Origin of the sequence: Ferriphaselus amnicola, from assembly GCF_000974685.2 — a bacterium.
Classification (GTDB): Bacteria; Pseudomonadota; Gammaproteobacteria; order Burkholderiales; family Gallionellaceae; genus Ferriphaselus; species Ferriphaselus amnicola.
This window is the reverse complement of the sequence record NZ_AP018738.1, coordinates 2548523-2573675: the sequence shown is the minus strand read 5'-3', so window position 1 is coordinate 2573675 and position 25153 is coordinate 2548523. Positions and strand designations below refer to the sequence as shown.

General features: G+C 57.6%; 24 protein-coding genes. 13 read left to right on the top strand and 11 right to left on the bottom strand.

Annotated elements, in window-relative coordinates:
• Nucleotides 1-2 precede the first annotated feature (2 nt).
• Genes OYT1_RS12765 through def form a run of 4 tightly spaced genes read right to left on the bottom strand, consistent with a single transcriptional unit; the run spans nt 3 to nt 3259 of the window.
• Nucleotides 3-596 (bottom strand): DUF4390 domain-containing protein, encoded by a 594-nt coding sequence (locus OYT1_RS12765; RefSeq protein WP_232013192.1) that lies wholly within the window; start codon nt 594-596, stop codon nt 3-5.
• Nucleotides 556-1827 carry a 16S rRNA (cytosine(967)-C(5))-methyltransferase RsmB gene (gene rsmB, locus OYT1_RS12760; RefSeq protein ID WP_062626461.1) on the bottom strand — a complete coding sequence of 424 codons (1272 nt, stop codon included), beginning with the start codon at nt 1825-1827 and terminating at the stop codon, nt 556-558. The genes OYT1_RS12765 and rsmB overlap by 41 nt, the downstream gene beginning before the upstream one ends.
• Before the next feature lies 1 nt (nt 1828).
• On the bottom strand, nt 1829-2752 hold the full coding sequence (gene fmt, locus OYT1_RS12755; protein WP_062626462.1) for a methionyl-tRNA formyltransferase: 924 nt from the start codon (nt 2750-2752) through the stop codon (nt 1829-1831).
• A 3-nt stretch (nt 2753-2755) separates the two neighbouring features.
• Nucleotides 2756-3259: a peptide deformylase gene (def, locus tag OYT1_RS12750; RefSeq protein ID WP_062626463.1), complete on the bottom strand. Its 504-nt coding sequence runs from the start codon at nt 3257-3259 to the stop codon at nt 2756-2758.
• 87 nt (nt 3260-3346) lie between these two features.
• On the opposite strand from def, the gene OYT1_RS12745 reads away from it, so the two are divergent.
• From OYT1_RS12745 to groL, 6 genes are all read left to right on the top strand, one after another.
• Nucleotides 3347-4402 (top strand): LysM peptidoglycan-binding domain-containing protein, encoded by a 1056-nt coding sequence (locus OYT1_RS12745; RefSeq protein WP_062626464.1) that lies wholly within the window; start codon nt 3347-3349, stop codon nt 4400-4402.
• A 2-nt stretch (nt 4403-4404) separates the two neighbouring features.
• Complete coding sequence (gene dprA, locus OYT1_RS12740; RefSeq protein ID WP_062626465.1) at nt 4405-5472, top strand: DNA-processing protein DprA; 1068 nt, start codon at nt 4405-4407, stop codon at nt 5470-5472.
• Between the two features lie 37 nt (nt 5473-5509).
• Nucleotides 5510-5950, top strand: a complete 441-nt coding sequence (locus OYT1_RS12735; protein ID WP_232013191.1) for a DUF494 family protein — start codon at nt 5510-5512, stop codon at nt 5948-5950.
• 23 nt (nt 5951-5973) lie between these two features.
• Nucleotides 5974-8448, top strand: a complete 2475-nt coding sequence (gene topA, locus OYT1_RS12730) for a type I DNA topoisomerase (protein WP_084611967.1) — start codon at nt 5974-5976, stop codon at nt 8446-8448.
• A gap of 145 nt (nt 8449-8593) precedes the next feature.
• Nucleotides 8594-8884, top strand: coding sequence for a co-chaperone GroES (locus tag OYT1_RS12725; protein WP_062626467.1), 291 nt, complete (start codon nt 8594-8596; stop codon nt 8882-8884).
• A gap of 63 nt (nt 8885-8947) precedes the next feature.
• Nucleotides 8948-10594 carry a chaperonin GroEL gene (gene groL, locus OYT1_RS12720; RefSeq protein WP_062626468.1) on the top strand — a complete coding sequence of 549 codons (1647 nt, stop codon included), beginning with the start codon at nt 8948-8950 and terminating at the stop codon, nt 10592-10594.
• Nucleotides 10595-10875: 281 nt separating this feature from the next.
• Here the strand turns inward: groL and OYT1_RS12715 are convergent, their stop codons facing one another.
• Nucleotides 10876-11388, bottom strand: coding sequence for a hypothetical protein (locus OYT1_RS12715; RefSeq protein ID WP_062626469.1), 513 nt, complete (start codon nt 11386-11388; stop codon nt 10876-10878).
• A gap of 267 nt (nt 11389-11655) precedes the next feature.
• Here OYT1_RS12715 and OYT1_RS12710 point away from each other — a divergent pair, with 267 nt between their 5' ends.
• Both OYT1_RS12710 and dbpA read left to right on the top strand, forming a co-directional pair.
• The gene (locus OYT1_RS12710; RefSeq protein ID WP_062626470.1) at nt 11656-12573 is read left to right on the top strand and encodes an SPFH domain-containing protein; all 918 of its coding nucleotides are present in this window, start codon (nt 11656-11658) and stop codon (nt 12571-12573) included.
• A 209-nt stretch (nt 12574-12782) separates the two neighbouring features.
• Complete coding sequence (gene dbpA / locus OYT1_RS12705; RefSeq protein WP_062626471.1) at nt 12783-14195, top strand: ATP-dependent RNA helicase DbpA; 1413 nt, start codon at nt 12783-12785, stop codon at nt 14193-14195.
• A 39-nt stretch (nt 14196-14234) separates the two neighbouring features.
• On the opposite strand, the gene OYT1_RS12700 is transcribed toward dbpA, so the two are convergent.
• Nucleotides 14235-15569, bottom strand: coding sequence for a DEAD/DEAH box helicase (locus tag OYT1_RS12700; RefSeq protein WP_062626472.1), 1335 nt, complete (start codon nt 15567-15569; stop codon nt 14235-14237).
• 354 nt (nt 15570-15923) lie between these two features.
• On the opposite strand from OYT1_RS12700, the gene OYT1_RS12695 reads away from it, so the two are divergent.
• Entirely contained in the window at nt 15924-16118 is a 195-nt protein-coding gene (locus OYT1_RS12695) for a hypothetical protein (protein WP_062626473.1), read from the top strand.
• A gap of 56 nt (nt 16119-16174) precedes the next feature.
• Here the strand turns inward: OYT1_RS12695 and phoR are convergent, their stop codons facing one another.
• The 3 genes from phoR to OYT1_RS12680 all read right to left on the bottom strand — a co-directional run bounded on the left by phoR (nt 16175) and on the right by OYT1_RS12680 (nt 19795).
• A complete protein-coding gene (gene phoR, locus OYT1_RS12690) occupies nt 16175-17470 on the bottom strand; it encodes a phosphate regulon sensor histidine kinase PhoR (protein WP_062626474.1) in 1296 nt (431 codons plus the stop codon).
• Between the two features lie 54 nt (nt 17471-17524).
• Nucleotides 17525-18211 carry a phosphate regulon transcriptional regulator PhoB gene (gene phoB / locus OYT1_RS12685; protein WP_062626475.1) on the bottom strand — a complete coding sequence of 229 codons (687 nt, stop codon included), beginning with the start codon at nt 18209-18211 and terminating at the stop codon, nt 17525-17527.
• 66 nt (nt 18212-18277) lie between these two features.
• Nucleotides 18278-19795, bottom strand: coding sequence for a sodium:solute symporter family protein (locus OYT1_RS12680; RefSeq protein WP_062626476.1), 1518 nt, complete (start codon nt 19793-19795; stop codon nt 18278-18280).
• A 129-nt stretch (nt 19796-19924) separates the two neighbouring features.
• On the opposite strand from OYT1_RS12680, the gene pstS reads away from it, so the two are divergent.
• Nucleotides 19925-20953, top strand: a complete 1029-nt coding sequence (pstS, locus tag OYT1_RS12675) for a phosphate ABC transporter substrate-binding protein PstS (protein ID WP_062626477.1) — start codon at nt 19925-19927, stop codon at nt 20951-20953.
• A gap of 70 nt (nt 20954-21023) precedes the next feature.
• Here pstS and OYT1_RS12670 read toward each other — a convergent pair whose 3' ends face one another.
• The gene (locus tag OYT1_RS12670) at nt 21024-21623 is read right to left on the bottom strand and encodes a peroxiredoxin (protein ID WP_062626478.1); all 600 of its coding nucleotides are present in this window, start codon (nt 21621-21623) and stop codon (nt 21024-21026) included.
• 95 nt (nt 21624-21718) lie between these two features.
• Complete coding sequence (locus OYT1_RS12665; RefSeq protein ID WP_062626785.1) at nt 21719-22585, bottom strand: SDR family oxidoreductase; 867 nt, start codon at nt 22583-22585, stop codon at nt 21719-21721.
• A 51-nt stretch (nt 22586-22636) separates the two neighbouring features.
• On the opposite strand from OYT1_RS12665, the gene OYT1_RS12660 reads away from it, so the two are divergent.
• Genes OYT1_RS12660 through thiE form a run of 3 tightly spaced genes read left to right on the top strand, consistent with a single transcriptional unit; the run spans nt 22637 to nt 25152 of the window.
• On the top strand, nt 22637-23650 hold the full coding sequence (locus OYT1_RS12660; protein ID WP_062626479.1) for a CDP-6-deoxy-delta-3,4-glucoseen reductase: 1014 nt from the start codon (nt 22637-22639) through the stop codon (nt 23648-23650).
• Nucleotides 23651-23696: 46 nt separating this feature from the next.
• Nucleotides 23697-24545 carry a bifunctional hydroxymethylpyrimidine kinase/phosphomethylpyrimidine kinase gene (thiD, locus tag OYT1_RS12655; RefSeq protein WP_062626480.1) on the top strand — a complete coding sequence of 283 codons (849 nt, stop codon included), beginning with the start codon at nt 23697-23699 and terminating at the stop codon, nt 24543-24545.
• Nucleotides 24520-25152, top strand: a complete 633-nt coding sequence (gene thiE, locus OYT1_RS12650) for a thiamine phosphate synthase (RefSeq protein WP_088178212.1) — start codon at nt 24520-24522, stop codon at nt 25150-25152. Before thiD ends, thiE begins: the two co-directional genes overlap by 26 nt.
• Nucleotide 25153 lies beyond the last annotated feature (1 nt).

Sequence of the window (25153 nt, the reverse complement as noted above, 5' to 3'; positions counted from 1 at the left end):
TACTAGTTACCTCCAGCCGTGTTCGGGTGCACGATCCAGCTGTACCAGTCGGAATCAAGATTCCACTCCTTACTAGTGAGCGCGTTCACTTGTAAGGGTTTGGGGAGTTGGGTGATGTCTAGGCGCATCCGTGCTGAAACCACGTGCTTGCTTTCAGACTTGAGCGCAGTGAGTGGTACGGGTGTCGAAGATTGATGTCCAAGCACGCGCAGGGCATCTTCCAGATTGGCGAAATTTTGAAACAGTGAGCCCCGTCCAATGCGGTATTGACGGGTCAGTGCATTGTAGGAAAGTCTGGTTGTCTGCTCACTCTCCACCAGTACATCGTCGAACCAATACCAGCGCGGGCGATTCAGGTTGAATTCGCTGATGAAGTGCAGCGTGACTCCGCGCATCAGCGCCTGTTCCACCACATAGTTGAAGTTGATGTCGAAATCGACCGAAAGCTGGTAGTTACTGCCGACCATGCGTCCTTCGGCTTTTTGTACCGCAATACCTTCGGCCTGCACACCCGCCATGCCCAGCCATAGCAGTGCCAGCAGGGAGATGGCGCGGCTAAGTAGTTTTTTGCAGCAGTGCATAAAAGAAACCGTCATGCAGGTCGCCGGGTAGAAGTTGTCCGCTTTCAGGGAGGTCTTGGTGCAGCGGCAATTCGTGTGCATCCGTATGCTGCTGCAAAAAATCTTGTACGACCTGCCGATTCTCCTCGTTCATCACCGAACAGGTCGCGTAGAGCAATTTACCACCACTCGCCAGCAAGTGCCACAGCGCATTCAGAATTCGCGCCTGCTGTTGCGCGAAACCCGCGATGTCAGCGGAGCGGCGTAGCCACTTGATGTCGGGATGGCGGCGTACTACGCCGGTCGCCGAACAGGGTACGTCGGCTAGGATGCGGTCGTACCGTTTTCCATCCCACCAGTCCGGAGGATGTGCCGCGTCCCCGACTTGTAGATTGGCGGACAGTTTCAATCGATGCAGATTCTCGTCCACTCGCTTCAGCCGCTCTGCATCCAAGTCCAGCGCCGTCAATTGGATGTCGGCCAACTCCAGCAAATGTGCGCTCTTGCCGCCAGGCGCCGCGCAAGCGTCCAGTACGCGCATTCCCGCGTGCGCATCCAGCAATGTCGCGGCGTATTGCGCGCCAGCATCTTGCACGGAGACCACGCCGTCAAAGAAACTGGGCAGCTTGTCCACCCCGACCGGGCGCGTTAGCAAGATCGCTTCCGGCGCGATCAGGCTGGCCTCGATGCCGTGCTGCGACAGCAGCGCCAAGTAATCGGCGGCCGAAATGTGGCGCTGATTCACCCGCAAGGTCATCGGCGGATGCTGGTTGCCCGCCAGCAGGATCGCATCAGCACGCTCGCCGTATTGCGCTTGGAGTCGATCTATCCACCACTGCGGGTAGGAGTGGCGGCTGGATTCGCTCTTCGCCGCAGTTGCCAGCAGCGCTTCACGTTGGCGCAGGAAATTACGCAGCACCGCATTGACTAGGCCACTGGCCGCCGGATTCAGTTCGCGTGCAGCGCGCACGGCGTGATCTACCACCGCATGGGTGGCCGACTTGCCGTATTGCAACTGGAACAAGGCCACCAGCAGCAAAAAACGCAGCCGCTCGTCCTTCAAAGGCTTGTGCAACAAGGGTGCGAGCATGGCGGCGAGTTGGCCATAGAAGCGCAGAGTGCCGTAGCTTAGATCTTGCACGATGGCGCGCTGTTGCGGTGTCAGTTCAGAATGGCGACGCTGGTACTCGGTTAGTGCCTGATTGAGATTCCGACCACCCAACACTTGGGCGACGATGTGGGTGGCGCCGAGCTGGGCAAGGTTCATACTAGATTCCGAAGTGGTCGCCGACTTGCAGCGGGAAGCCTTGTAAGAATTGTGCGGCCGGTAATGGCTTGCCGCCTGGGCGCTGCAATATTTCGAGGCTCAGCGCACCGCTACCGCAGGCGACGATGATGCCGTTCTTGTCCACGCGCAACACCGAACCGGGCGTGCCACTTAGCTCATTACACACACGGGCTTGCCATAACTTGATCGACGTGCCTTTGCACGGCGAGTTGGCGACCGGCACTGGGTTGTAGCCACGCACGGCGCGAGCGAGTTGCTCGGCCGCTTGCGACCAGTCGAGTTGCGCTTCGGCTTTGATCAGCTTGGCAGCATAAGTCGCTAGACCGTTGTTTTGTACTTCGGGTTTCAGATCGGCCAACTTGACCAACGCTTCGACAATGGCCTCGGCACCTTGAGCTGCAAGCGTGTCATGCAGAGTCTGTGCGGTGTCTGTGTCCCTAATCGGGCAGTTCGTCTTCAGCAGCATGTCGCCGGTATCCAGCCCGGCATCCATTTGCATGATGGTGATGCCGGTCTCGGTATCGCCCGCGAGAATGGCGCGCTGGATCGGTGCCGCACCGCGCCAGCGTGGCAGTAGCGAGGCATGGATATTAAGGCAGCCGAAGCGCGGCGTATCCAGCACGACTTGCGGCAAGATCAGCCCGTAAGCGGCCACCACCATCACATCGGCATGAAAGTCTGCCAGCTGCTGCTGGATTTCGGGCTGCCTCAAGGTCAACGGCTGCAACACGGGCAAGCCGAGCTCCACGGCCAGCTGCTTGACAGGGCTCGGTTGCAACTGCATGCCACGTCCAGCTGGACGGTCTGGTTGGGTCAATACGGCGACGACTTCGTGACCAGCATGCAGTAGCGCTTGCAGCGCAGCGGCGGCGAAATGCGGAGTGCCCGCGAAGATGAGTTTCATTATTTACAAGGTCTCGCGCTGGCGCTTCTTCAGCTTGGCGCGGATGCGGGTCTGTTTGAGCTGCGACAGGTATTCGACGAACACTTTGCCCTTGAGGTGATCCATTTCATGTTGGATGCATACCGCCAGCAGCCCATCTGCTTCGAGGGTGAATGTCTTGCCGTGCTTGTCCTGTGCTCGCACCGTGACGCGTTCGGCACGCTGAACTTTGTCGTAGATGCCGGGGACGGATAGGCAACCCTCTTCGAGCGTGCTGTCGCCGCTGGTCGCGATCAATTCAGGGTTGATGAACACTAGCAATTCGTTGTGCGTCTCAGAGATGTCGGCCACGATGATCTGCTCATGGATGTCCACTTGAGTCGCGGCCAAGCCTACGCCGGGCGCGGCATACATGGTTTCAGCCATGTCGGCGATCAGTTTGCGGGTGGCGGCAGTGACCTCGCCCACCGGCGCAGCGACCTTGTGCAGGCGTGGGTCGGGATACTGTAGGATTTTAAGGATAGCCATAATGCTTGCTAAGTTCGGGTGACTGGCTGCAAAATCGAAGCGGCGCGAAACTTATCGCGCTGTCCCATCATCCAGCCGGGGTTTTCAATGCGCAAGATTATATCGCTGATTTGCTTTTTGTTGCCTGCCGTCACTTTTGCCGCTGATGCGCAGATACGTGACAACGCTCCTGAACAACATATCGTGACCAAAGGAGATACACTGTGGGGCATCGCAAATCGCTTCTTCAGTGACCCGTGGCAGTGGCCGCAGATTTGGGGTTTGAACAAAGACACTATCAAAGACCCGCACTGGATCTATCCTGGTGACGTGGTGCGCTTAGACCATCGCAATGGTAGTTTGCGGGTCGATGCGGATCAGACCCTCGGCAGCACGATCAAACTTTCACCCCACATCCATAGTATTCAAGGCCAGAGCCAGGCGATTTCTGCTGTTCCACGTAGCGATATCGCCCCCTTCCTTAAATATCCGCTGGTGGTCGGCGAGAACGATCTGATCAATGCACCTGTGCTGGTGGCTACCTTGGACAAGCGCGTGGTGGTTGGCGACGATGACATCGTCTATGTGCAAGGGCTGAGCGAGGCGCAGGGGACGAGTTGGCAGATCTATCGTCCCGGCAAGGCGCTGACCGATCCTGAAACTAAACAAGTGCTCGGTTATGAAGCGATCTACCTAGGCGAGGCTCAGGTCGAGAAATTCGGACACCCGAGCACCGTGCGCATCATCCACGCAGCGCAGGAGATCAAGAAGGGCGACCGCCTCGTTGCCAAGGCGGTGGCTCAGAGTGATAACTTTGTCCCGCGCGCACCCAGCACCAAGCTGGTAACTAAGATCATCTCGATCCATGGCGGTGCGGAGCTGGCCGGTCAACACTCGGTCATCACGCTTAATAAAGGTGCGCAGGACGGGTTGGAAACGGGGCATGTGTTGGCGCTGACTCGTCACGGTGAAGCATTGCACAATGACGACCAAGCGATGTGCGAAACCGGCGACGTAGCCTGCAAAAAGGGTCAAGACATCACCCTGCCAGATCAGCATTATGGTTTGGCTTTCATTTTCCGCACGTATGACCGCGTCGCCTACGCGTTGGTGATGGAGGCTCGCTTCCCAGTAGAGCTTCTGGATAACGCTCAGACGCCGTAATTATGGATCCTGCGCTTGCTCCTTGGATTGCGCTTAGCCTGATTCCTGGATTGGGCAACGAGAGCCTGCGCCATTTGTTGCAAACCTTCGGTACGCCCGAGCAAATCTATGCCACCCCCACTTCAGCTTTGCGCGAGGTCGTTCGCCCTGCGGTGGCCGAAGCTATCGGGCGCGGCATGGATGAGTCTTCGTTTGCTTCGCTGGACGACTGGCTGCAAGACTCGAACAACGCCGTATTGACCTTGGCCGATGCCGCATATCCGCGCTCCTTACTCAATATCAGCGATCCGCCCATGCTGCTCTACGTCAAAGGGCGGCAAGCGCTACTCAATGCCGCTGCGTTGGCCGTTGTCGGTAGCCGCAATGCATCGCCAGCAGGCTTGAAGAATGCCGAAGAGTTCGCCGAGGCGGCCAGTCGGGCGAGCTTGTGCATCGTCAGCGGCATGGCGCACGGTATCGACGCCGCCGCGCATCGCGGAGGTTTGCGTGGTAACGGCTCCAGCATCGCCGTGATCGGCACGGGATTGGATAAGGTCTATCCCGCTGCCAACCGCGAGTTGGCGCACCAGCTCGCCAAAGGCGGCCTCATCATTTCCGAATTTCCGCTCGGCACACCGCCGCTCGCTGCCAATTTCCCGCGCCGTAACCGCATCATCAGTGGTTTGAGTCTGGGCACTTTGGTGATAGAGGCCTCACTGCAAAGCGGCTCGCTCATCACCGCGCGGATGGCCTTGGAGCAGGGGCGCGAAGTGTTTGCCATCCCCGGATCGATTCATTCGCCCCAATCCAAGGGCTGTCATTACCTCATCAAGCAGGGAGCGAAACTGGTGGAGTCTGCGCAGGACATTTTGGAGGAGTTAGGTGCATTTGCTGCGCCGACTCAAGTTGCCGATGTGCCCGTGCCCAGTTCGCCTGCATTGGATGCAATGGGCTACGATCCCATAGATATGGACACGCTCGCTCAACGCAGTGGCTTGACGATTAAGGCGCTATCCGCCATCCTGTTGCAGTTGGAGCTTGACGGAACCGTGGCAACGCTGCCCGGTGGAAGGTTTCAGCGGATCATTTGAAAAACCGTAATTGTGGGATGCCATGTTCGATATCTTGATGTTTTTGTTTGAAAGTTATGCAAATGCTGGCAGCTACCCCGAACCCGATAAACTCTCGCTCAAGCTCTCAGCCGCAGGCTTTGAGGAAGAGGAGATCAGCCAAGCTTTGAACTGGCTGTCCGGGATGAAACGGTTGACGCCAGCCGATTATCCGCTTGCCATCAATCATGGCGGTATCCGCCATTACGCCGATTTGGAGTTGCAGCGGATCAGTCCAGAGGCGCGCAGCTTCATTGCGTTCTGGGAGCAGAACAGCATGATTTCGGCGGTCGAGCGCGAAATGATTATTGATCGGGCGGTGTCGCTGGGCATCGAGCAATTGTCGCTGGACAAGCTCAAGCTGATCGCCTTGCTGGTGTTGTGGAACCAGCACGAAGAGCTGGACCCACTTTTGGTGGAAGACCTGCTCACACCCGCAGACTCGCAAAGTCTGCATTGAACTACTCAACCTGACCTGAATACATGGCCTCCAATCTGCTTGTCGTCGAATCGCCCGCCAAAGCCAAGACGCTGAAAAAATATCTCGGCAAGGATTTCGAGGTGCTGGCCTCTTACGGCCATGTGCGCGATCTGATCCCGAAGACGGGCGCGATCGACGTGGATAACGGCTATGCCATGCAGTACGAGACCATTGCGCGCAACGCCAAGCACGTCGATGCCATCGCCAAAGCCGCCGCCGAAGCTGATGTCGTCTATCTGGCACCCGACCCGGACCGCGAAGGGGAGGCCATCGCTTGGCATCTGGCCGAGTTGCTGCGCGCCAAGCGCGGACTGAAGAACAAGCCGCTGAAGCGGGTGGTGTTCCACGAGATTACCCAGAGTGCGGTGAAAGAAGCCGTGGCCAATCCCCGCGAGATTCTGCTGCCATTGGTCAATGCTCAACAGGCGCGCCGTGCGCTGGACTATTTGGTGGGCTTCAACCTGTCGCCGCTGCTGTGGCGCAAGATACGCCCCGGCTTGTCGGCTGGTCGCGTGCAAAGCCCAGCGCTGCGGCTGATCGTCGAGCGCGAGCTGGAGATCGAGGCCTTCCGCCCGCAGGAATACTGGACGGTGCATCTGGATAGCCAGAAGAACACCTTGCCGTTCACTGCCAAGCTGTTCCAGTATCACGGCAAAAAGGTCGAACAACTCACCATCGGCAGTGAAGCCGAGTACCGCAAAATTTTCGACAGCCTGAGCGATGCCAAGCTGCCGCCTAAAGTGGTTAAGGTCGAGCGGCGCGGCAAGCAACGCTACGCGGCTGCGCCTTTCACCACTTCGACGCTGCAACAGGAAGCGGTTCGGAAGCTGGGCATGACCTCCGAACGCACCATGCGTCTGGCGCAGCAGTTGTACGAAGGTATCGACATCGGCGGGGGCACGGTCGGCCTGATCACCTATATGCGTACTGACTCGGTGGCGCTGGCGAACGAAGCCGTGGCCGAGATACGTGGCTACATCGGTGACAATTTCGCGCCAGACTATCTGCCCAAGACTTCGCCGGTGTACAAGAGCAAGACCAAGAACGCGCAAGAAGCGCACGAGGCGATTCGCCCGACCGGCATCGCTCGCACGCCGGATAGTGTGCGTGAATTCCTGACTGTGGATCAGGCGCGCCTATACGAGATGATCTGGAAGCGCACGCTGGCCAGCCAGATGACGCCCGCCCGCTTCGACACCGTGAGCGTGGACATCCGCTTGGGCGGCGACACCACGCTGTTCCGCGCCAGCGGCCAGACGCTGGTGTTCCCCGGTTTCATCGCCGTGTATCAGGAAGACACTGACGACAGCACTGAGGAGGACGGCGGCAAGCTACCGCCGCTGGAAGAAGGCGATGTGCTGCCGCAAGACAAGCTCTACGGCGAACAGCATTTCACCCAGCCACCGCCGCGCTTCTCCGAAGCCAGCTTGGTCAAGTCGCTGGAAGAGTACGGCATCGGCCGCCCTTCCACCTACGCCAGCATCATCTCCACTTTGCAAGCGCGTGAATACGTGGTTTTGGAAAAGAAGCGCTTCCAGCCCACCGACGTCGGCCGCGTGGTCAACCGCTTCCTTACCGACCACTTCACTCGCTACGTCGATTACGGCTTCACCGCCCAGATGGAAGACGAGCTGGACGAAATTTCCGAAGGCAAGCGTGATTGGATTCCGGTGCTGGACGAATTCTGGAAAGGTTTCCATCAGTTGATCGGTGAGAAAAAGGACGTAGATCGTCCGGGCACTGAGATTCTGGAAGAGGCCTGCCCCAAGTGCGGCAAACCGTTGTCCAAACGCTTGGGCAAGCGCGGCAGTTTCATTGGCTGCACCGGCTATCCCGAGTGCGATTTCACCCGCAATTTGAGCGGCGAGGTCGAGTCGGCGGAAGATGCTCGCAAGGAACTTGGAACCAACGAGGAGGGCACGCTGATTCTGTTGCTGCGCGGACCTTATGGCCCGTACGTGCAACTCGGCGAAGCCAAGGAAGGCGACAAGAAGAAACCGAAGCGAGTCTCTTGGCCGAAAGAATTGCCGCTAGAAGCTGCCGACCTCGGCATGGCGCTCAAGCTGCTGGCGCTGCCGCGCGAAGTCGGTCTGCATCCTGAATCTGGCAAGAAAGTGGTGGTCAACATTGGCCGCTTCGGCCCTTACATCGGCCACGATGGCGCGTTCAAGTCCATCCCCAAGACTGACAGCATCTTCACCATCGAGCTGGCTCGTGCCGTGGAACTGCTGGCGCAGAAGAAGGATAACGCTGCCACCATCCTGCGCGATTTGGGGGTGCATCCCGACGACCAGAAGCCGATCGAAGTCTGCGATGGCCGCTACGGCCCTTACGTCCGCCACGGCAAAGTCAACGCCACCTTGCCCAAGGATGTGACCGTGGACGAACTCACGCTGTCGCAAGCGTTGGAGCTGTTGGCAGCGAAAGCCGCCAAGGGCAAACCGGCGAAGAAGCCCGCTCGCAAAGCGAAAGCCTGATCAGGCTTTCGCGCGATTCAGTATAAATTTCCCAAACAGCCCTTGAAATAGGGCTGCCCCATCCCCATCATTGGCAGTCGCTGGGTGAGAGTGCTAAACTCCGCGCCCGCTTTCAATTCAACTCATTGTTTCAGGAGAACCAAGCATGAAAATTCGTCCTTTGAGCGACCGCGTGATCGTCAAGCGTATGGAAGAAGACGTCAAGACCGCGTCCGGTATCGTGCTGGCAAGCACAGCCGTCGAAAAGCCTGATACCGGTGAAATCGTTGCCGTCGGCAACGGCAAGATCGGCGACGACGGAAAGTTGCGCGCCATGAGCGTCAAGGTCGGCGACAAGGTGCTGTTCGGCAAGTATTCCGGCCAGACCTTCAAGCTGGATGGTCAAGAGCTGTTGACGATGCGTGAAGACGACATCATCGGCATCGTTGAAGCCTGATCCAAGCTCAATTCGCCGGTGACGGCGTTAGCTCTGATTTATTGAATTCTCAGGAGAAATAACATGGCAGCAAAAGACGTAAAGTTCCACGACGCAGCCCGTGCCAAGATGGTGGTTGGCGTTAACATTCTGGCCGATGCGGTCAAGGTGACTCTGGGCCCGAAGGGCCGTAACGTGGTGATCGACCGTTCCTACGGTTCCCCCACCATCACCAAGGACGGCGTTTCCGTCGCTAAGGAAATCGAACTGAAGGACAAGTTCGAGAACATGGGCGCGCAAATGGTGAAGGAAGTGGCTTCCAAGACTTCCGACGTGGCCGGTGATGGCACCACTACCGCCACTGTGCTGGCGCAATCCATCGTGCAAGAAGGCATGAAGTTCGTTGCCGCTGGCATGAACCCAATGGACTTGAAGCGCGGCATCGACAAGGCGGTCATCGCCACGGTTGCTGAGCTGAAGAAAATCTCCAAGCCATGTTCCACCACCAAGGAAATCGCTCAAGTCGGTTCCATTTCCGCCAACTCTGACGCTGATATCGGCGACATCATCGCTGCTGCGATGGAAAAAGTTGGTAAGGAAGGCGTCATCACCGTTGAAGACGGCAAGTCGCTGCAAAACGAACTGGAAGTCGTCGAAGGTATGCAGTTCGACCGTGGCTACCTGTCGCCCTACTTCATCAACAATCAGGACAAGCAGATCGCTGCGATGGACAATCCGTTCATCCTGCTGCACGACAAGAAGATCTCCAACATTCGCGACCTGCTGCCCGTACTGGAACAGATCGCCAAGTCTGGCCGTCCGCTGCTGATCATCGCTGAAGATGTGGAAGGTGAAGCACTGGCAACGCTGGTGGTGAATAACATCCGTGGCATCCTGAAGACCGTTGCCGTCAAGGCTCCAGGCTTTGGCGACCGCCGCAAGGCCATGTTGGAAGACATCGCCATCCTGACCGGCGGCACCGTGATCGCTGAAGAAGTCGGTATGACGCTGGAAAAGGCGACCTTGGCTGAGCTGGGTCAAGCCAAGCGCATCGAAGTGGGCAAGGACAACACCATCATCATCGACGGCGCAGGCGCTGAATCCAAGATTAAAGAGCGTATCACCAACATCAACAAGCAACTGGAAGAAACCACCAGCGACTACGACAAGGAAAAGCTGAATGAACGCAAGGCCAAACTGGCTGGCGGCGTAGCCGTCATCAAAGTGGGCGCTGCGACCGAAGTCGAAATGAAGGAAAAGCGTGACCGCGTGGATGACGCACTGCACGCTACCCGTGCTGCTGTGGAAGAAGGCATCGTCCCCGGCGGCGGCGTAGCACTGCTGCGTGCCAAGGCTGCGGTTGCTGGCTTGAAGGGCGACAACCACGACCAAGACGCAGGCATCACCATCGTCTTGCGTGCGATGGAAGCTCCGCTGCGCGCCATCGTGGCCAACGCTGGCGATGAGCCATCGGTGGTCGTGAACCAAGTGTTGAGCGGCGCAGGTAGCTACGGCTACAACGCAGCTTCCGGTGTGTACGGCGACATGCTCGAAATGGGCGTGGTCGATCCAACCAAGGTGACCCGCACTGCACTGCAAAACGCCGCGTCCATTGCTGGCTTGATGCTGACCACTGCTTGCATGGTCGCAGAACTGCCGGAAGACAAACCGGCTGGCGGCGGCATGGGTGGTGACATGGGCGGCATGGGTGGAATGGGCGGCATGATGTAATGTCGTTCCTCGACACGCTGTAAAACAAAACCCCGCTTTGGCGGGGTTTTGTTTTGGCCTAGTCAAGTCTAGTTCAGTATTTAATAATCATGAAGCTAGGGGCGATGTGCCATAGGTGAGCGACAGTTATGCTGTGATGAGAATTTCGGATGATCAAATATCAGTAGCTGCAATTGATGTTGAAAGCATTGCTATTAAATGCCGATCAACACCTAGTGAACTGCTCTACAAAATCGAGGCATGTCGATGAAAAGTCTTTATTGGTCATTGGTGGTCTAAGCTCACTTGTCGAACAGACCTAACTTGGCAGAACCATTGATGGCTATTTTCCCTGCAATTTCGCTGGTTTCCAGATTTTCGATCCAGACCGAAGACTCTGTTTCAGAAAGACTGCCTCGTATGACGTATTTGCCATTTGGTTTTGGCGAGAACTCAATATCACCAGTGACTTGGTACACATCACCAGCTAAAGCTCGAATCGGCATCGCGTATTCGGTACGGCCCACTATAGTGAATTTGTGCGACCCGATAGGGACCGAACTCTTCAGGAGGACGGTGCTTAGATTGTCGCCTTGACCGTTGCTTGCACGCCGAGTTTCCGACCGGCAATTCTGGATCAATGTTCCATCGATCTTAGATAGATAAAATATATCTGCTTTGCCAGTATCAATTCTGTGATCAGTATCTTGTATCGTTGCAGTCTCCCCTATATATCCTGCCGGTAAAGAGGGTGGTAGCGACGCGCAACCAACCATCAAAAACGCCCCGATAATGCTGCCCCATGTTCTTTTCATAGCTTCCCCAGTTAGTAATTGCCGCTTTGTACGAGGCTGAATTAGAGCATGACCTACGATTTCGTGGAATATGCCGAATTATCTATGTAGTGCTTTAGGAGATATAGGTTCTGAAATTTCGCATGCTGCACGACTAATGAGACATCGTCGTGGGAATTAGAAGCGGCTGGCTGTTATCGTATGGGCCGGTATACTACGCCACCACCGGCCGGTGATGGACAGGTCAAAGTAGGCTGATACCTATTCAACCAAATTGGAGATAAATCGATGGAACTCATTCTTGTTTTGCTCGTGGTGGTCGGAGCGCTGGGGGTATCCGGCATACGGATCGTGAAGCAGCAGACCGTTGAGATTGTCGAGACGCTTGGAAAATATACACGCGTAATTCATCCTGGACTGAACTGGATTTTCTATCCATTCCAACGCGTGGCTGGCATTGTGACCATGAGGATATGGTCGGTAAAACATATCGTCGAAGTGAAGACCCGCGATAACATGTTCGTCGCGTTGCCCGTGGATATCATGATTCAAGCTCAGGAGGCTCAGGCAGACAATTCGTTCTACAAGTTGCAAGATCCGGCCGATCAGATTGGCTCGTGGGTGTTGAACACAGTGCGCTCTGCAGCCGCCGCGATGACATTAGATGAACTATTTACCAATCGTACCGAGATTGCTCAGACGGTAAAGGGGCATGTGGGAGCTACCCTTGCCGAGTTCGGTTACCGTATCGAAAGTGTGCTGGTGGATCAGCCAACAGTTTCAGACTCGGTGCAGACATCGTTCAATCGTGTAATCGTTGCGCAACGAGAAAAAGAAGCAGCGGAACTTGAAGGGGATGCCACCAAAATCAGAATGGTCAGGCAGGCCGAGGCCGAAGCGGAGGCGCAGCAGCGGCGTGCCGAGGGGATGGCCAAATCACGAGAAACGCTGGCGAAGGGGCTGAGTGAATCGCTGGCGATGTTTCAAGGGATACCGGCGGATGAGTCGCTGGCGATGCTAATGGAGCTGAACAAGATTGATGCGATGCGCGATGTCGGTAAGCACGGTAACTTGATTCTGATGGATATGGGCTATGGTGAGTCAGGCAAGCAGGCAGCTGCTACGCAGATGACGGCGTTGCTAGCAAAGCTAAATGTGCAGGGCATGCGCGACAGAAAAACTGACAATGACACAAGTGCTGATTGATTTTAGGTGGTCAGCAGTGGTTGCCCTATTTCAATAAGTTCGATCTATTTCGGTTCGTTTAGCCTAGTCGAATCATTTCCATCCCTCTGCATAGTGCGGATTAGGTTGAGGCATACCCACGGTCTAAATGTCCCGATCGTCGAATCGCAAAAGCGTTGCGCTTGCCGAAAAAAATGAGCAATCTGGGCTTGCGGCTGAGATAATCGGGCATGACCGATATTACTTCTCCCTCCGTCCAGCCCGTCACCGGGCAATCCTTCGATCAACTTCCGCTGTCACCTGCCATTCTGGCGACGCTCAAACAGCTCGGTTACGACAGCATGACGCCGATTCAGGCGGCCAGCTTGCCGATCTCATTGGCTGGGCACGATCTAATCGCTCAGGCCAAGACTGGCAGCGGCAAGACCGCTGCGTTCGGGTTGCCGCTGTTGACGCGTCTGAACCCGCGCCGGTTCGCGGTGCAGGCGATGGTGCTGTGCCCGACGCGCGAGCTGGCCGATCAGGTGTCGCAGGAGATACGCCGTTTGGCGCGTTTCATCGACAACATCAAGATCGTCACCCTGTGCGGCGGCACGACGATGCGTCCGCAGATGGCCAGTCTGGAGCATGGCGCGCACATCGTAGTCGGCACGCCGGGGCGCATCATGGATCACATTGAGCGTGAAACGCTCGATCTTTCCGCGCTCAACACCTTGGTGCTGGACGAGGCCGACCGGATGCTGGACATGGGCTTTTACGACCAGATCGCTTGGGTTGCTAAACAATGCCCGCGCAAGCGCCAGACGCTGCTGTTTTCCGCCACCTACCCGGAAGGCATAGCTCGGCTGGCGCGCCAGTTCATGCAGCAGCCGCAGGACGTGAAGCTGACGGAGCAGCATGCCAGCCACAAGATTCGCCAGCGTTTCTTTGAAGTGGCACGCGAAGGGCGTTTGGAAGCCGTCGCCGCGCTATTGAAACACTATCGCCCAGAAAGCACGCTGGCCTTTTGCAACACCAAACAGCAATGCCGCGACTTGCTCGATCTGCTGCACGCGCAGGGTTTTCACGCGCTGACGCTGAACGGCGACCTCGAACAGCGCGAGCGCGACCAAGTGCTGATCCAGTTCGCCAACCGCAGTTGCTCGGTGCTGGTTGCTACCGACGTGGCGGCGCGTGGGCTGGACATCGCCCAGCTAGAGGCCGTCATCAACGTGGACATCACGCCCGATCCCGAAATCCACGTCCACCGTGTGGGCCGTACTGGCCGCGCGGATGCGGAAGGTTGGGCGTTCAGCCTGTGCAGCCCGACCGATTTGCATCGCATCGAGACCATCGCCAAGCTGATGGAGATTGAGCCAGAGTGGCATGAGCTGAGCGAACTGAAAGCGGACGCCGCCAAGCTGATTCCACCGATGGTGACGCTGCAAATCTTGGGTGGGCGCAAAGAGAAGATCCGCGCTGGCGACGTGCTGGGCGCGCTTACCGGCGAAGCGGGCTTCACCCGTGAACAGATCGGCAAAATCAATGTCACCGACCAATCGACCTACGTCGCAGTGGTGCGGAATATCGCTAAAGAAGCGGTGAAACGGTTATCGGCGGGGAAAGTGAAGGGTAAGACCGTCAAGGTCAGAGCGATGGAGTAGTCGCTGGATGATCGCTGCCGATCATCCAGCGTGGAGCGCTTAGCGTCCGCGTCCGCCGAAACGATGGACGGAGGGCTTGCCCGCCGTCGCTGGCTTGGCGTGAGAGTTGCCCCCGCTGCGTGCGGGACCTTGCCCGCCGGTACGCGGTGCGCCGCTCTGCGGACGACGTTGACCACCTTGTCCACGAGGCTGGTTTCCACCACGATTCTGCCCGTTCAAGATCGGCTCAGCCTTGATGCGCGGGTCTGGCTCGAAGCCGGGAATCTGCACCACGGGAATCTCGCGCTTGGTGAGGCGTTCGATGTCGTGCAGCAATTTATGCTCGTCGATGCACACCAGCGAACTTGCCTCGCCGTTGCTGCCCGCGCGGCCAGTGCGGCCGATGCGATGCACATAATCTTCCGCCACGTTAGGCAACTCGTAGTTCACCACATGCGGTAGTTCGCTGATGTCGATGCCGCGCGCGGCGATATCTGTCGCGCACAGCACTTGCAGCTTGCCGGTCTTGAATTCAGCCAGCGCACGAGTGCGTGCGGCCTGACTCTTGTTGCCGTGGATCGCCATCGCGGTGATGCCGTCCTTGTTCAGATATTCCGCCAGATTGTTTGCGCCGTGCTTGGTGCGCGTGAACACCAACACCTGAAACCAATTGTTGTCCTTGATGAGCTGGGTCAGCAGGGCACGCTTGCGCTCACGATCCACCGGATAGACGCGCTGCTCGATCAGTTCATTGGTCTGATTACGGCGCGCCACTTCGATCAGCGCAGGATTGTTCAGCAGGCCATCGGCCAGCGCCTTGATCTCGTCGGAGAAGGTGGCCGAGAACAGCAGATTCTGCCGTTTCGCCGGCAGCAGCGCGAGGATCTTCTTGATGTCGCGGATGAAGCCCATATCCAGCATGCGGTCGGCTTCGTCCAACACCAGAATCTCGACCTGCGACAAATTCACCGTTCCTTGCTGAACGTGGTCGAGCAAGCGCCCCGGTGTCGCCACCAGAATGTCCACGCGGCCTTGCAGCTGCTTGATCTGCGGATTGATATTGACGCCGCCGAACATCATCATGGATTTCAGTGGCAGATATTTGCCGTACTCGCGCACGCTTTCTTCCACCTGCGCGGCGAGTTCACGGGTCGGGGTCAGCACCAATGCACGGATCGGCGCTTTGCCGGTGGCTGGTTTGGCGGAAAGGCGCTGCAACAGCGGCAAAGTGAAACCGGCGGTCTTGCCGGTACCAGTCTGTGCGCCGGCGAGCAAGTCGCCACCTTGTAGCACGACAGGGATGGCTTGCGCCTGAATCGGAGTGGCTTCGGTATAACCGCGCTCAGTAACGGCGCGGAGAATGGCATCGGACAAGCCGAGGGTAGCGAATGACATTGAGAACTTTCAGAGAAACATCGGCCTGTCGCTCCTGTGGAGCGCCAGTCTAAGGCAGACGGGGATAAAACAACGAGCCGGAATCGGCAGCGGCAACAGGACTGAAACGATGACGCGGGCAGATTGTAACAGAGTGAACGAGTCAGGCAGACCTATCTTCGGGGGCGCTCACAGAGCATCCGTCTTGGGGGGAAATCGAATCGCCTCTTAGTGGAATGCCCCACGCGAATTCAAGGGGCGGGGCGATGCAGAATCATCTTTCTCCTCATGGCGCAGCTCTCAGACACTACGTAATATGCAACCCGTCGCAGAATCAAAGTGTTACGCGCTGCCCAACTAACCAGAGAGTAAATCATGCAAACCGTTTTCGAGAAAGCATTGTGGATATTCTTCAGCCTCGCCATCTACATCCTGATGGGCAGCATGTTGCTTGCAGCCCTATTGATTACCTTGCCGGTACTGCTGGCGGTGCTGGTATTTGATAGAAAAGCGTTCTACAGAACCTTCGGCCTTTACCCGTCAGCCTCAGAAAAGACATGCTGTCTTTGAATCCAAGCCGGACTTGATCGGTGAGCTCTGGTGTGACGCGACGAATGGTCGCACCTTTAGTCGGCGTTACGTCTATTTGGGAATACGAGTGAGAAGGTGCTGCCTTTGCCTTCTTCGCTGCTGATGTCGAGTTTGGCTTGGTGGCGGTTGGCGATGTGTTTGACGATGGCGAGGCCTAGGCCGGTGCCGCCGGTTTCGCGGCTACGGCTGCGGTCCACGCGGTAGAAGCGTTCGGTCAGTCTGGGTAGGTGTTGCGGGGCGATGCCGATGCCGCTGTCTTGTGCGCTGAATACGGCTTGGCCGTCCACGTCTTGCCAGCGCAGGATGATCTCGCCGCCCGCTGGGGTGTAGCGGATGGCGTTGCTGCACAGGTTGCCGAAGGCGCTGTGCAATTCAGCGCGGTTGCCGAGTAGCTTGTGCTGATTTTCTAGGTGTAGCGTGAGCGTGTGCTGGCCGTTGCTCAGGCGCTGGCCTTCTTGCAACACCAAATCCAATAGTGCAGGTACATCGACGGTTTCTTCGTGCAGCACGCTGCTGTCACTTTCCAGCCGAGACAGGGTGAGTAAGTCGTCCACCAGTCGGGTCATGCGCTCGGTTTGTTCGCCCATCAGTTGCAGGCCGCGCTTGGCCATGTCGCAGTCGCGATCTTCCATGTCGAGCAGGGTTTCGACGAAGCCGTTGACTACGGTGAGCGGCGTGCGTAATTCGTGCGAGACGTTGGCGACGAAGTCGCGGCGCATGGTGTCGATACGTTCCAGATGTGTCACGTCACGGCTGATGAGCAGCTTTTTGTCGCCGCCGTAGGCGATGATTTTGATCGAGAGCACGATCTCCTCTTGCCGGATGCCACGCAGCAGCAAGGGTTCAGAGAATTGCGCCATCGCCAGATACTGTACGAATTCGGGCTGGCGGGCGAGGTAGGTGATCTGCTGACCTAAGTCTTGGCGGGTGTCGAGGCCGAAGTGCTGTTCGGCTAAGGGGTTACACCATTCGATGCGGTCAGCGCCGTCTAAGATGACTACGCCTTCCGGCAACGCGGAGGTGGCTTGTTCCATGTAGTGCAGAGCTTGCGAGAGCTGGTCTTGTTTTTTGCGGAAGCGTTTGACCACTTGATTGAGTGCGGCGAACAGGTCCTCCCACACGCCAAAACCTTCAGGTATCTCGCGCTCCTTGGGGCTGGCCAGCCAAAATTCGAATGCGGCCATTTGGCGCAAATGCAGTACGTACAGGACTAACAGCAGTAACGAGAATACTAACAAGGCGGCCACGGCGCTGAATATTGCCCATAGCAGCAGTGCCAACATCAGTAATCCTGCGATGGGCATGGTCACCCGTTGCCAAAAATCCGTCACGTCATTACTCCCCAGTTATGGGCGCTGATTATACGGGCTCGGGCGCGAGCGGGGTCAACTCTCGGAGAAGCGATAGCCGCTGCCGCGCACGGTCTGCACGAGCGAGTCGCAACCGGAGGCTTCCAGCGCTTGACGCAAACGGCGGATGTGAACATCGACGGTGCGTTCTTCGACAAAGACGTGATCGCCCCACACTTGGTCGAGCAACTGGGCGCGGCTATATACGCGCTCTTGGTGGGTCATGAAAAAATGAAGCAGACGGAATTCGGTCGGGCCGAGCTCTACCAGCGTACCGTTGGCGCTCACTCGGTGCGAGACGGGCGACAGCTCTAAGCCTGCCACTTTCACGAGGTCGTCGCTCATCTGGGGTGTGCGGCGGCGCAGCACAGCGCGGATGCGCGCCATCAGCTCGCGTGGCGAAAACGGCTTGGTCATGTAATCGTCGGCACCGGATTCCAGTCCCAATATTTTGTCGCGCTCGTCGCCGCGCGCGGTCAGCATGATGATGGGCACATTGCGGGTGCGCGCATCGGCACGCAAGCGCCGAGCGATCTCGATGCCGGTGGTACCAGGCAGCATCCAGTCGAGCAAGATCAGATCAGGCAGGGCGCGGTTGATGTGCGTCATCGCTTCGATGGCATCGGTCGCCTTGAGCGCACGAAAGCCGCACTGGGTCACATTGAACGCTAGCAGTTCTAGGATCGCCGGTTCGTCTTCGACCAGCAGGATATTCGCAGTCATTACTTTCTCCATGAGGATAGTCCGGTTGCGATGGTATGAAAGTAATGTGACAGGAACATGACAGCGCTAATGTTTGTGAACTTCGCTGGGGTGATGGTGCAAAGGCTCGGCCACATGCTCGGTCAAACTGGCGGCGTGGTGGCGCAGATAGGCGTGCGACGGCTCTTCCGGCAGCGGATTGTGCGCGCGGTTGGGCAGCAGCGAACCGATCACCATGCCGCAGGCGCTGGCCAGCAGTCCGGCGAATTGAGCCGGAAGGAAGGGGTCTTCGGGGCCGAATAGGTGGATAGACAGCCATACCGCCAACCCAGCGAAGATGGCGGCCAGCGCACCTTGATGAGTGGCGCGCTTCCAGAACAGCCCAGCCAGCAGCGGGATGAAGGCCGCCACCAGCGTAATCTGGTAGGCCGATTCCACCATCTTGAAGATGCTAGCGTCGGAACTCATCGCGTACAGCGTGACCGCCACTGTGAACACCAGCGTCACACTGCGCATGGTCAGCAGCAGCTTGCGGTCGGTCATGGTTCCCATCAGCGGCTTGAGAATGTTCTCGGTAAACGTGACCGAAGGCGCAAGCAGCGTGGCCGAGGCGCAGCTCTTGATGGCCGACAGCAGCGCGCCGAAGAACATGACTTGTGCGAACAGTGGAGCGTGTTGCAGTACCAGATTCGGTAGGATCATCTGCGGATCAGTGTCGATCAGGCCTTCCACCATCTTGGGGTCGATCAGCGTGGCGGAGTAGGCGAGGAACATCGGCACGAAGGCGAACAGGAAATACAGTCCACCGCCGAGCACAGAACCCCATACGGCGATGCGTTCGGTCTTGGCTGACTGCACGCGTTGGAATACATCTTGTTGGGGGATGGAGCCGAACATCATAGTCATCCAAGCAGCGGCGAAGGCGATGATCTCTTTCGCATCCAGCGTCGGCCAGAATTCGAACTTGCCCGCTTGGCGTGCGTGCTCCACGACGACTCCGACACCGCCCACTTGTCCGCTGATCTCGTGGCCGATGAACAGCATGCCGACGACGATGATGATCATTTGCAGGAAGTCGGTGATCGCCACGGCCCACATGCCGCCGAAGAAGGTGTAGATGAGGATGGTGCCGGAGCCTATCCACATGCCTGCGACTTTGCTGATCTCGCCGCCGGATACGACGTTGAACACTAGCCCCAGCGCGGTGATCTGCGCGCCGACCCAGCCGAGGTAGGAAATGACGATGGCCAGTGTGGTCAGCACTTCCACGCTGCGCCCGTAGCGCTTTTTGTAAAAGTCGCCGATGGTGAGCAGATTCATGCGGTACAGCGGCACGGCGAAGAACAGGCCGACCAGAATCAAACACATCGCTGAGCCGAAAGGATCGGACACCACGCCGTGCAGACCGTCTTTGAGGAAGATGGCGGGAATGCCGAGCACGGTCTCTGAGCCGAACCAGGTGGCAAACACGGTCGCTGTCACCATATAGAACGGCAAGTGGCGGCCAGCGATGGCAAAATCCTTGGTGTTGTGGACGCGGGTGGCGGCGTACAGGCCGATTCCGACCGAGACGATCCAATAGGCGATGACGAACCAGAGCAGCATAGAATCAGAGGGATGGGACGATTTCGGCATTGTAAAGCAAGTGCCCTTGGCAGCGGCGTGAAATGCCTTGTGTATCCTGCTATGCCGAATTAAGATGGACGCCGTTTTTGATTCTCTTGGGAAAACATGATGAAGCGTTCGATTTTATTGGGTCTATTGGCATTCGCAGTGGGCGGTCAGGCGATGGCTGCTGACATTCATGGCGCAGGTTCTTCCTTCGCTGCTCCGCTCTACGAAGCGTGGATCTTCGGTTCCCATAATACTGAACGCATCGACTACAAGGCGGTCGGTTCTGGCGAGGGTATCAAGCAAGTGACGGCGAAGACGGTGGATTTTGGTGCATCGGATGCGCCGCTGACCGCCGCCGAACTTGAAAGTAAAGGCTTGTTGCAGTTCCCCTCTGCTGCGGCTGCGCTGGTGCCGGTGGTCAACATTCCTGGGATATATGCCGGACAGCTCAAACTTTCCGGTGAGGTGCTGGCCGGTATCTATAGCGGCGCTATCACCAAATGGAGCGATTCGCGTATTGCCGATCTCAATCCACTGTTGAAGCTCCCCTCTAAATCCATCATCGTGTTGCACCGTGAAGATGAGTCAGGCTCGACCTATGTGTTCACCAACTATCTGAGCAAAATCAGCGCGGACTGGAAGAGCAGCGTCGGTCAAGGTCTGACTGTGAAGTGGCCAACCGGCGTGGCGGTCAAGGGCGGTAAGGCTTTGGCGGAAGCGGTGAAGAGCAAGGAGGGCGCGATCGGCTACATCGAGTATTCAAGCTCTGTGAACAGCCATCTGGTTTACGCTTCGCTCAAGAATGCCGAGGGTCAGTTCGTCAAGCCGCTGCCGGAAAACATCGAAGCTGCCTTGGTCAGTGCGCAATGGAACGGTGCCACTGGATTCAGCGATGCTTCGGCGACCAATGCTCCTGGCTCGAAGAGTTGGCCGCTGACTACCGCTACTTTTGTGCTGGTTCCTAAAGTCGTTAAGAGTGCAGGCAACACGCAGCAAGTGTTGCGCATGATGGACTGGGGTTTCCGTTACGGCCATGTGACCGGCGGTGGCTTGGGCTTTGTGGCTGTGCCTAAGACGGTGGTTGAGCAAGTTCATACCAACTGGCAATCGCTGCATGATGCGCTGGGCTTGCCGGTCTATGGCAAGTAAACGCTAACGCGCCAAGCAAAAAGACCGCCTTTCGGCGGTCTTTTTTATTCCCTTGCAGGAAAACGGTGGCTTACAGTTCGCCCGCGTGTGCAGCCAGATACTTGGCCACGCCTTCGGTAGAAGCGTCCATGCCTGCCTTGCCCTTAGCCCAACCGGCTGGACAGACTTCGCCGTGTTCTTCGGTGAATTGCAGAGCATCGACCATGCGCAGCATCTCGTCGATGTTACGACCCAGCGGCAGGTTGTTCACCACTTGGTGCTGAACTACACCGGACTTGTCGATCAGGAAGGAGCCGCGGTAGGCCACGCCGCCGTCAGCTTCTACGTCATAGGCCTTGCAGATCTCGTGCTTGATGTCAGCTACCAGCGTGTAGCCAACTTGGCCGATGCCGCCCTTTTCGACCGGGGTGTTCTTCCAAGCCAGGTGCGAGAACTGCGAGTCGATGGAAACGCCCAGCACTTCGACGTTGCGCGCCTTGAACTCGTTCAGGCGATGGTTGAAGGCGATCAGCTCGGATGGGCACACGAAGGTGAAGTCCAGAGGATAGAAGAACACCACGGCGTACTTGCCCTTGGTGACTTCGGAGAAGGTGATGTCTTTGATTTCATTGTTGCCCAGCACCGCAGTGGCGGTGAAATCGGGCGCAGCTTTACCAACGAGTACGGCCATGTGAATCTCCTTGCTTAGGTCAAAAGGTTGAGGGAAATGCTTGGGTATGGAATTTAGCCACGAGTGGCGGCGCTGTCAATGAGCGCAGCGAGATTTTATTCCATATTAGCAAGTAGGGTATCGGCTACGGTGGGGTAATTTAGACGGAATTTCAGCTCGCGCTTTAAGCGGGCGTTGTCCAAGCGACGAGATTCTTGCATGAAGGAAAGCAACATGGGCGACAGGGTGCTTTGTGCTTGGGTGCGACTGATGCGTTGTGGGCGGGGTAGGTGGAAGGCGTCGGCCACGGCATCGAAGTATTCGCCCATTTTCAATTCGCTGTCGTCGCTTGCGTGGTAGATGCGGTTTGGTCGGCCATAACGCAGCGTGGCGACGATCACTCGCGCCAGATCGTCGGCGTGGATGTGGTTGGTGTAGCTGTCTTCGGACGCAACGATAGCAGGCGTGCCCGCGCGCAGACGTTCAACGGGCAGCCGGTCAGCGGCGTAGATGCCGGGTACGCGCAAGATGCTGGCGTGAACGTGATGGCGTGTCGCCCACTCGCGCACCCATTTTTCTGCCGCCACACGGCGTTCAGCGCGAGCGGTCTGCGGCTGAGTTGGGCGAGTCTCGTTCACCCAGTCGCCGTTGCAATCGCCATACACGCCGCTGGTGCTGATGTAGATGAAGCGGCTTGGCGGCGTGCCGCGTGACAGAGCGGCCATCAATGCTTGGGTGCGGCGGTCGCCTGTGCCTTGGGTGGGCGGCGGGGCGAGGTGGAGCACGATGTCGGCGAGTCCGGCGAGGCGATGCAGGCTGGTGGGCTGATCGAGGTCGGCGAGGATAGGCGTGACGCCGAGTGTGCGCCACGTTGAGCAGCGTGCCGGATCGCGTAGCAATCCGTACAAGCGGTAGCGCCCGCGCAACAACGGGACGGTGCGTTTTGCTACGTCGCCGCAGCCGATTATCAGGATTCGATTCATAGGCAGATTATGCGGTAAAATCGCCGCCTTCGCGCTTTCAGAATGCTCGCCATGAAACTCAATGTCCTGATCCAGCCCAGCGGCCACAGCTTCCCCATCGAAGCCCATGAAACTATCCTTGATGCCGCTGCCAAGCATGGCTTCAACTTGCCTTACGGTTGCCGCAACGGCGCGTGCGGCGTGTGCAAAGGCAAAGTGTTGGAAGGTACGGTGGATCACGGACAACATGTGGCAGGGGCATTGACTGCTTCTGAGATGGCCGCTGGGCAGACGCTGTTCTGCTGTGCCAAGGCGACCTCCGATCTGGTGATCGAGAGCAAGGAGATCGGCGCGGTCAGCCAGATTCCTGTACGTATGCTGCCCAGTCGGGTCGAACGCATTGAAAAGCTGGCTCCGGACGTGATGGCGCTGTGGCTGAAACTGCCTGCTAACGAGCAATTGCAATTCTTCGCCGGGCAATACATCGACATTCTGACCAAGGAAGGTAAGCCACGTAGTTTCTCTTTGGCGAATGCGCCGCATGAGGGCGAATTGCTGGAGTTGCACATCCGCAACATCGCAGGCGGGACGTTCACCCAGTTCGTCTTCAACGAGTTGCGCGTGCGCGACATCTTGCGCTTCAAGGGCCCACTCGGTACTTTTTTCCTGCGAGAAGACGGCGACAAGCCCATCATCTTTGTCGCCAGCGGCACTGGATTCGCACCAATCAAGGCGATTATTGAACACGCGCTGTACATCGGCATTCAGCGTCCGATGCACTTTTATTGGGGTGCCCGAGTTTTGGCTGACCTGTACATGCTGGGACGAGCTCAGGAGTGGGAGGCGCGCGGCATCAGGTTTACGCCGGTATTATCCGATGCGTTGCCGGAAGATGGTTGGACGGGGCGTACCGGCTTTGTTCACAAGGCGGTGATGGAGGATTATCCCGATATGTCCGGCCATCAGGTCTATGCTTGTGGCGCGCCGGTGGTGGTGGAAGCTGCGCACCGCGACTACACCACGCAGTGCCGCTTGCCGGAAGACGAGTTTTTCTCCGACGCCTTCACTTTCGCACCTAAGTCCTGAGGCTGAATTCAGTTAGAATGCGCCATACCTCCACTGGCTTGCCAACATGCCCTCGAACCTGACCGACACTCCGCCTATCGTCCTGACCTTCGCTGCGACTGATCCCACCAGCGGCGCAGGACTGCAAGCGGACATCCTGACCATTGCCAGCATGGGTTGCCATCCGCTGTCGGTAGTCACGGCGGTGACGGTTCAGGATAGTAGTGGCGTGGATGATGTCTTGGCGATGGACGACGAGTGGGTGTCCGATCAGGCGCGCGCTATTCTCGAAGACATGCCGGTGGCGGCGTTCAAGATCGGGCTGTTGGGCAGCGTCGAGAATATCGCCGTCATCGCCGAGATCATCTCCGACTATCCAGACATCCCGCTGGTGCTCGATCCGGTGCTGGCTTCCGGGCGCGGCGACGAGTTGGCGAACGAAGACATGATCGATGCGATGCGCGAGCTGTTGCTGCCGCAGACCACTATTCTTACGCCGAATAGTCTGGAAGCGCGCCGCCTTGCGCTGGAAGAAGACAACGACGATGACAATCCGAATCTGATCGAATGCGCTAAACGCATCATTCAGTTGGGTTGCGAATACGTGCTGGTGACCGGCACCCACGAGAATACACCCAAGGTCGTCAACACCCTGTATGGCGAGCGCGGACTGGTGCGCAGCGATAGTTGGGCGCGTCTGCCCGGCACTTATCACGGCTCAGGCTGTACGCTAGCTTCCGCAATCGCTGCTCTGCTGGCCAATGGTCTGAATATGGAAGAGGCAGTCAAGGAGGCGCAGGAATACACTTGGCAAGCGTTGCACTATGGTTTCCGCGCAGGCATGGGGCAATACATCCCGGATCGTTTGTTCTGGGCGCGGGATGACGAGGATGAGCCGGAAGATACTCGCCACTAAGCTTAGGGGCTTGTACGCCATCACGCCGGATTGCAACGACACGGGGGATTTGTTGCATCGGGTGCGACGGGCGCTGGCGGGTGGAGTGCACATGCTGCAATACCGCAACAAGCTGGCCAATACTACCTTGCAGCATGAGCAAGCACTGGCTTTACGCGGTCTGACGCGCGAATTCGGCGCGGTATTTATCGTCAACGACGACGCGCAACTGGCGGCTAAGGTCGATGCCGACGGCGTGCATCTAGGCGCGGACGATGGTGAGGTGGCAGCAGCTCGGGCATTGTTGGGGGCGGAAAAGCTTATCGGCGTGTCTTGCTATAATCGCGCGGAACTGGCGCGGCAGGCGGTGGTGGCGGGCGCGGATTACGTCGCCTTTGGCGCGTTCTTTTCGTCTAGCGTTAAACCGGAAGCGGTCAGGGCCGAGCTGGAATTGTTGCGGCAGGACTATGGTGTGCCGGTGGTCGCCATCGGTGGCATCACGCTGGAGAACGGCGGTGTGCTGATCGAAGCGGGCGCGGATGCCTTGGCGGTGATCTCGGCGGTGTTCGCAGCGAGCGATGTACAACAGGCAGCACAGGATTTTTCAAAACTTTTCAGCAAGGCATAGT

What these genes read in the sequence shown, in the direction of transcription:
- OYT1_RS12765 (WP_232013192.1), bottom strand. Translation starts at nt 596, where the DNA reads ATGACGGTTTCTTTTATGCACTGCTGCAAAAAACTACTTAGCCGCGCC.
- rsmB (WP_062626461.1), bottom strand. Translation starts at nt 1,827, where the DNA reads ATGAACCTTGCCCAGCTCGGCGCCACCCACATCGTCGCCCAAGTGTTG.
- fmt (WP_062626462.1), bottom strand. Translation starts at nt 2,752, where the DNA reads ATGAAACTCATCTTCGCGGGCACTCCGCATTTCGCCGCCGCTGCGCTG.
- def (WP_062626463.1), bottom strand. Translation starts at nt 3,259, where the DNA reads ATGGCTATCCTTAAAATCCTACAGTATCCCGACCCACGCCTGCACAAG.
- OYT1_RS12745 (WP_062626464.1), top strand. Translation starts at nt 3,347, where the DNA reads ATGCGCAAGATTATATCGCTGATTTGCTTTTTGTTGCCTGCCGTCACT.
- dprA (WP_062626465.1), top strand. Translation starts at nt 4,405, where the DNA reads ATGGATCCTGCGCTTGCTCCTTGGATTGCGCTTAGCCTGATTCCTGGA.
- OYT1_RS12735 (WP_232013191.1), top strand. Translation starts at nt 5,510, where the DNA reads ATGTTTTTGTTTGAAAGTTATGCAAATGCTGGCAGCTACCCCGAACCC.
- topA (WP_084611967.1), top strand. Translation starts at nt 5,974, where the DNA reads ATGGCCTCCAATCTGCTTGTCGTCGAATCGCCCGCCAAAGCCAAGACG.
- OYT1_RS12725 (WP_062626467.1), top strand. Translation starts at nt 8,594, where the DNA reads ATGAAAATTCGTCCTTTGAGCGACCGCGTGATCGTCAAGCGTATGGAA.
- groL (WP_062626468.1), top strand. Translation starts at nt 8,948, where the DNA reads ATGGCAGCAAAAGACGTAAAGTTCCACGACGCAGCCCGTGCCAAGATG.
- OYT1_RS12715 (WP_062626469.1), bottom strand. Translation starts at nt 11,388, where the DNA reads ATGAAAAGAACATGGGGCAGCATTATCGGGGCGTTTTTGATGGTTGGT.
- OYT1_RS12710 (WP_062626470.1), top strand. Translation starts at nt 11,656, where the DNA reads ATGGAACTCATTCTTGTTTTGCTCGTGGTGGTCGGAGCGCTGGGGGTA.
- dbpA (WP_062626471.1), top strand. Translation starts at nt 12,783, where the DNA reads ATGACCGATATTACTTCTCCCTCCGTCCAGCCCGTCACCGGGCAATCC.
- OYT1_RS12700 (WP_062626472.1), bottom strand. Translation starts at nt 15,569, where the DNA reads ATGTCATTCGCTACCCTCGGCTTGTCCGATGCCATTCTCCGCGCCGTT.
- OYT1_RS12695 (WP_062626473.1), top strand. Translation starts at nt 15,924, where the DNA reads ATGCAAACCGTTTTCGAGAAAGCATTGTGGATATTCTTCAGCCTCGCC.
- phoB (WP_062626475.1), bottom strand. Translation starts at nt 18,211, where the DNA reads ATGACTGCGAATATCCTGCTGGTCGAAGACGAACCGGCGATCCTAGAA.
- OYT1_RS12680 (WP_062626476.1), bottom strand. Translation starts at nt 19,795, where the DNA reads ATGCTGCTCTGGTTCGTCATCGCCTATTGGATCGTCTCGGTCGGAATC.
- pstS (WP_062626477.1), top strand. Translation starts at nt 19,925, where the DNA reads ATGAAGCGTTCGATTTTATTGGGTCTATTGGCATTCGCAGTGGGCGGT.
- OYT1_RS12670 (WP_062626478.1), bottom strand. Translation starts at nt 21,623, where the DNA reads ATGGCCGTACTCGTTGGTAAAGCTGCGCCCGATTTCACCGCCACTGCG.
- OYT1_RS12665 (WP_062626785.1), bottom strand. Translation starts at nt 22,585, where the DNA reads ATGAATCGAATCCTGATAATCGGCTGCGGCGACGTAGCAAAACGCACC.
- OYT1_RS12660 (WP_062626479.1), top strand. Translation starts at nt 22,637, where the DNA reads ATGAAACTCAATGTCCTGATCCAGCCCAGCGGCCACAGCTTCCCCATC.
- thiD (WP_062626480.1), top strand. Translation starts at nt 23,697, where the DNA reads ATGCCCTCGAACCTGACCGACACTCCGCCTATCGTCCTGACCTTCGCT.
- thiE (WP_088178212.1), top strand. Translation starts at nt 24,520, where the DNA reads ATGAGCCGGAAGATACTCGCCACTAAGCTTAGGGGCTTGTACGCCATC.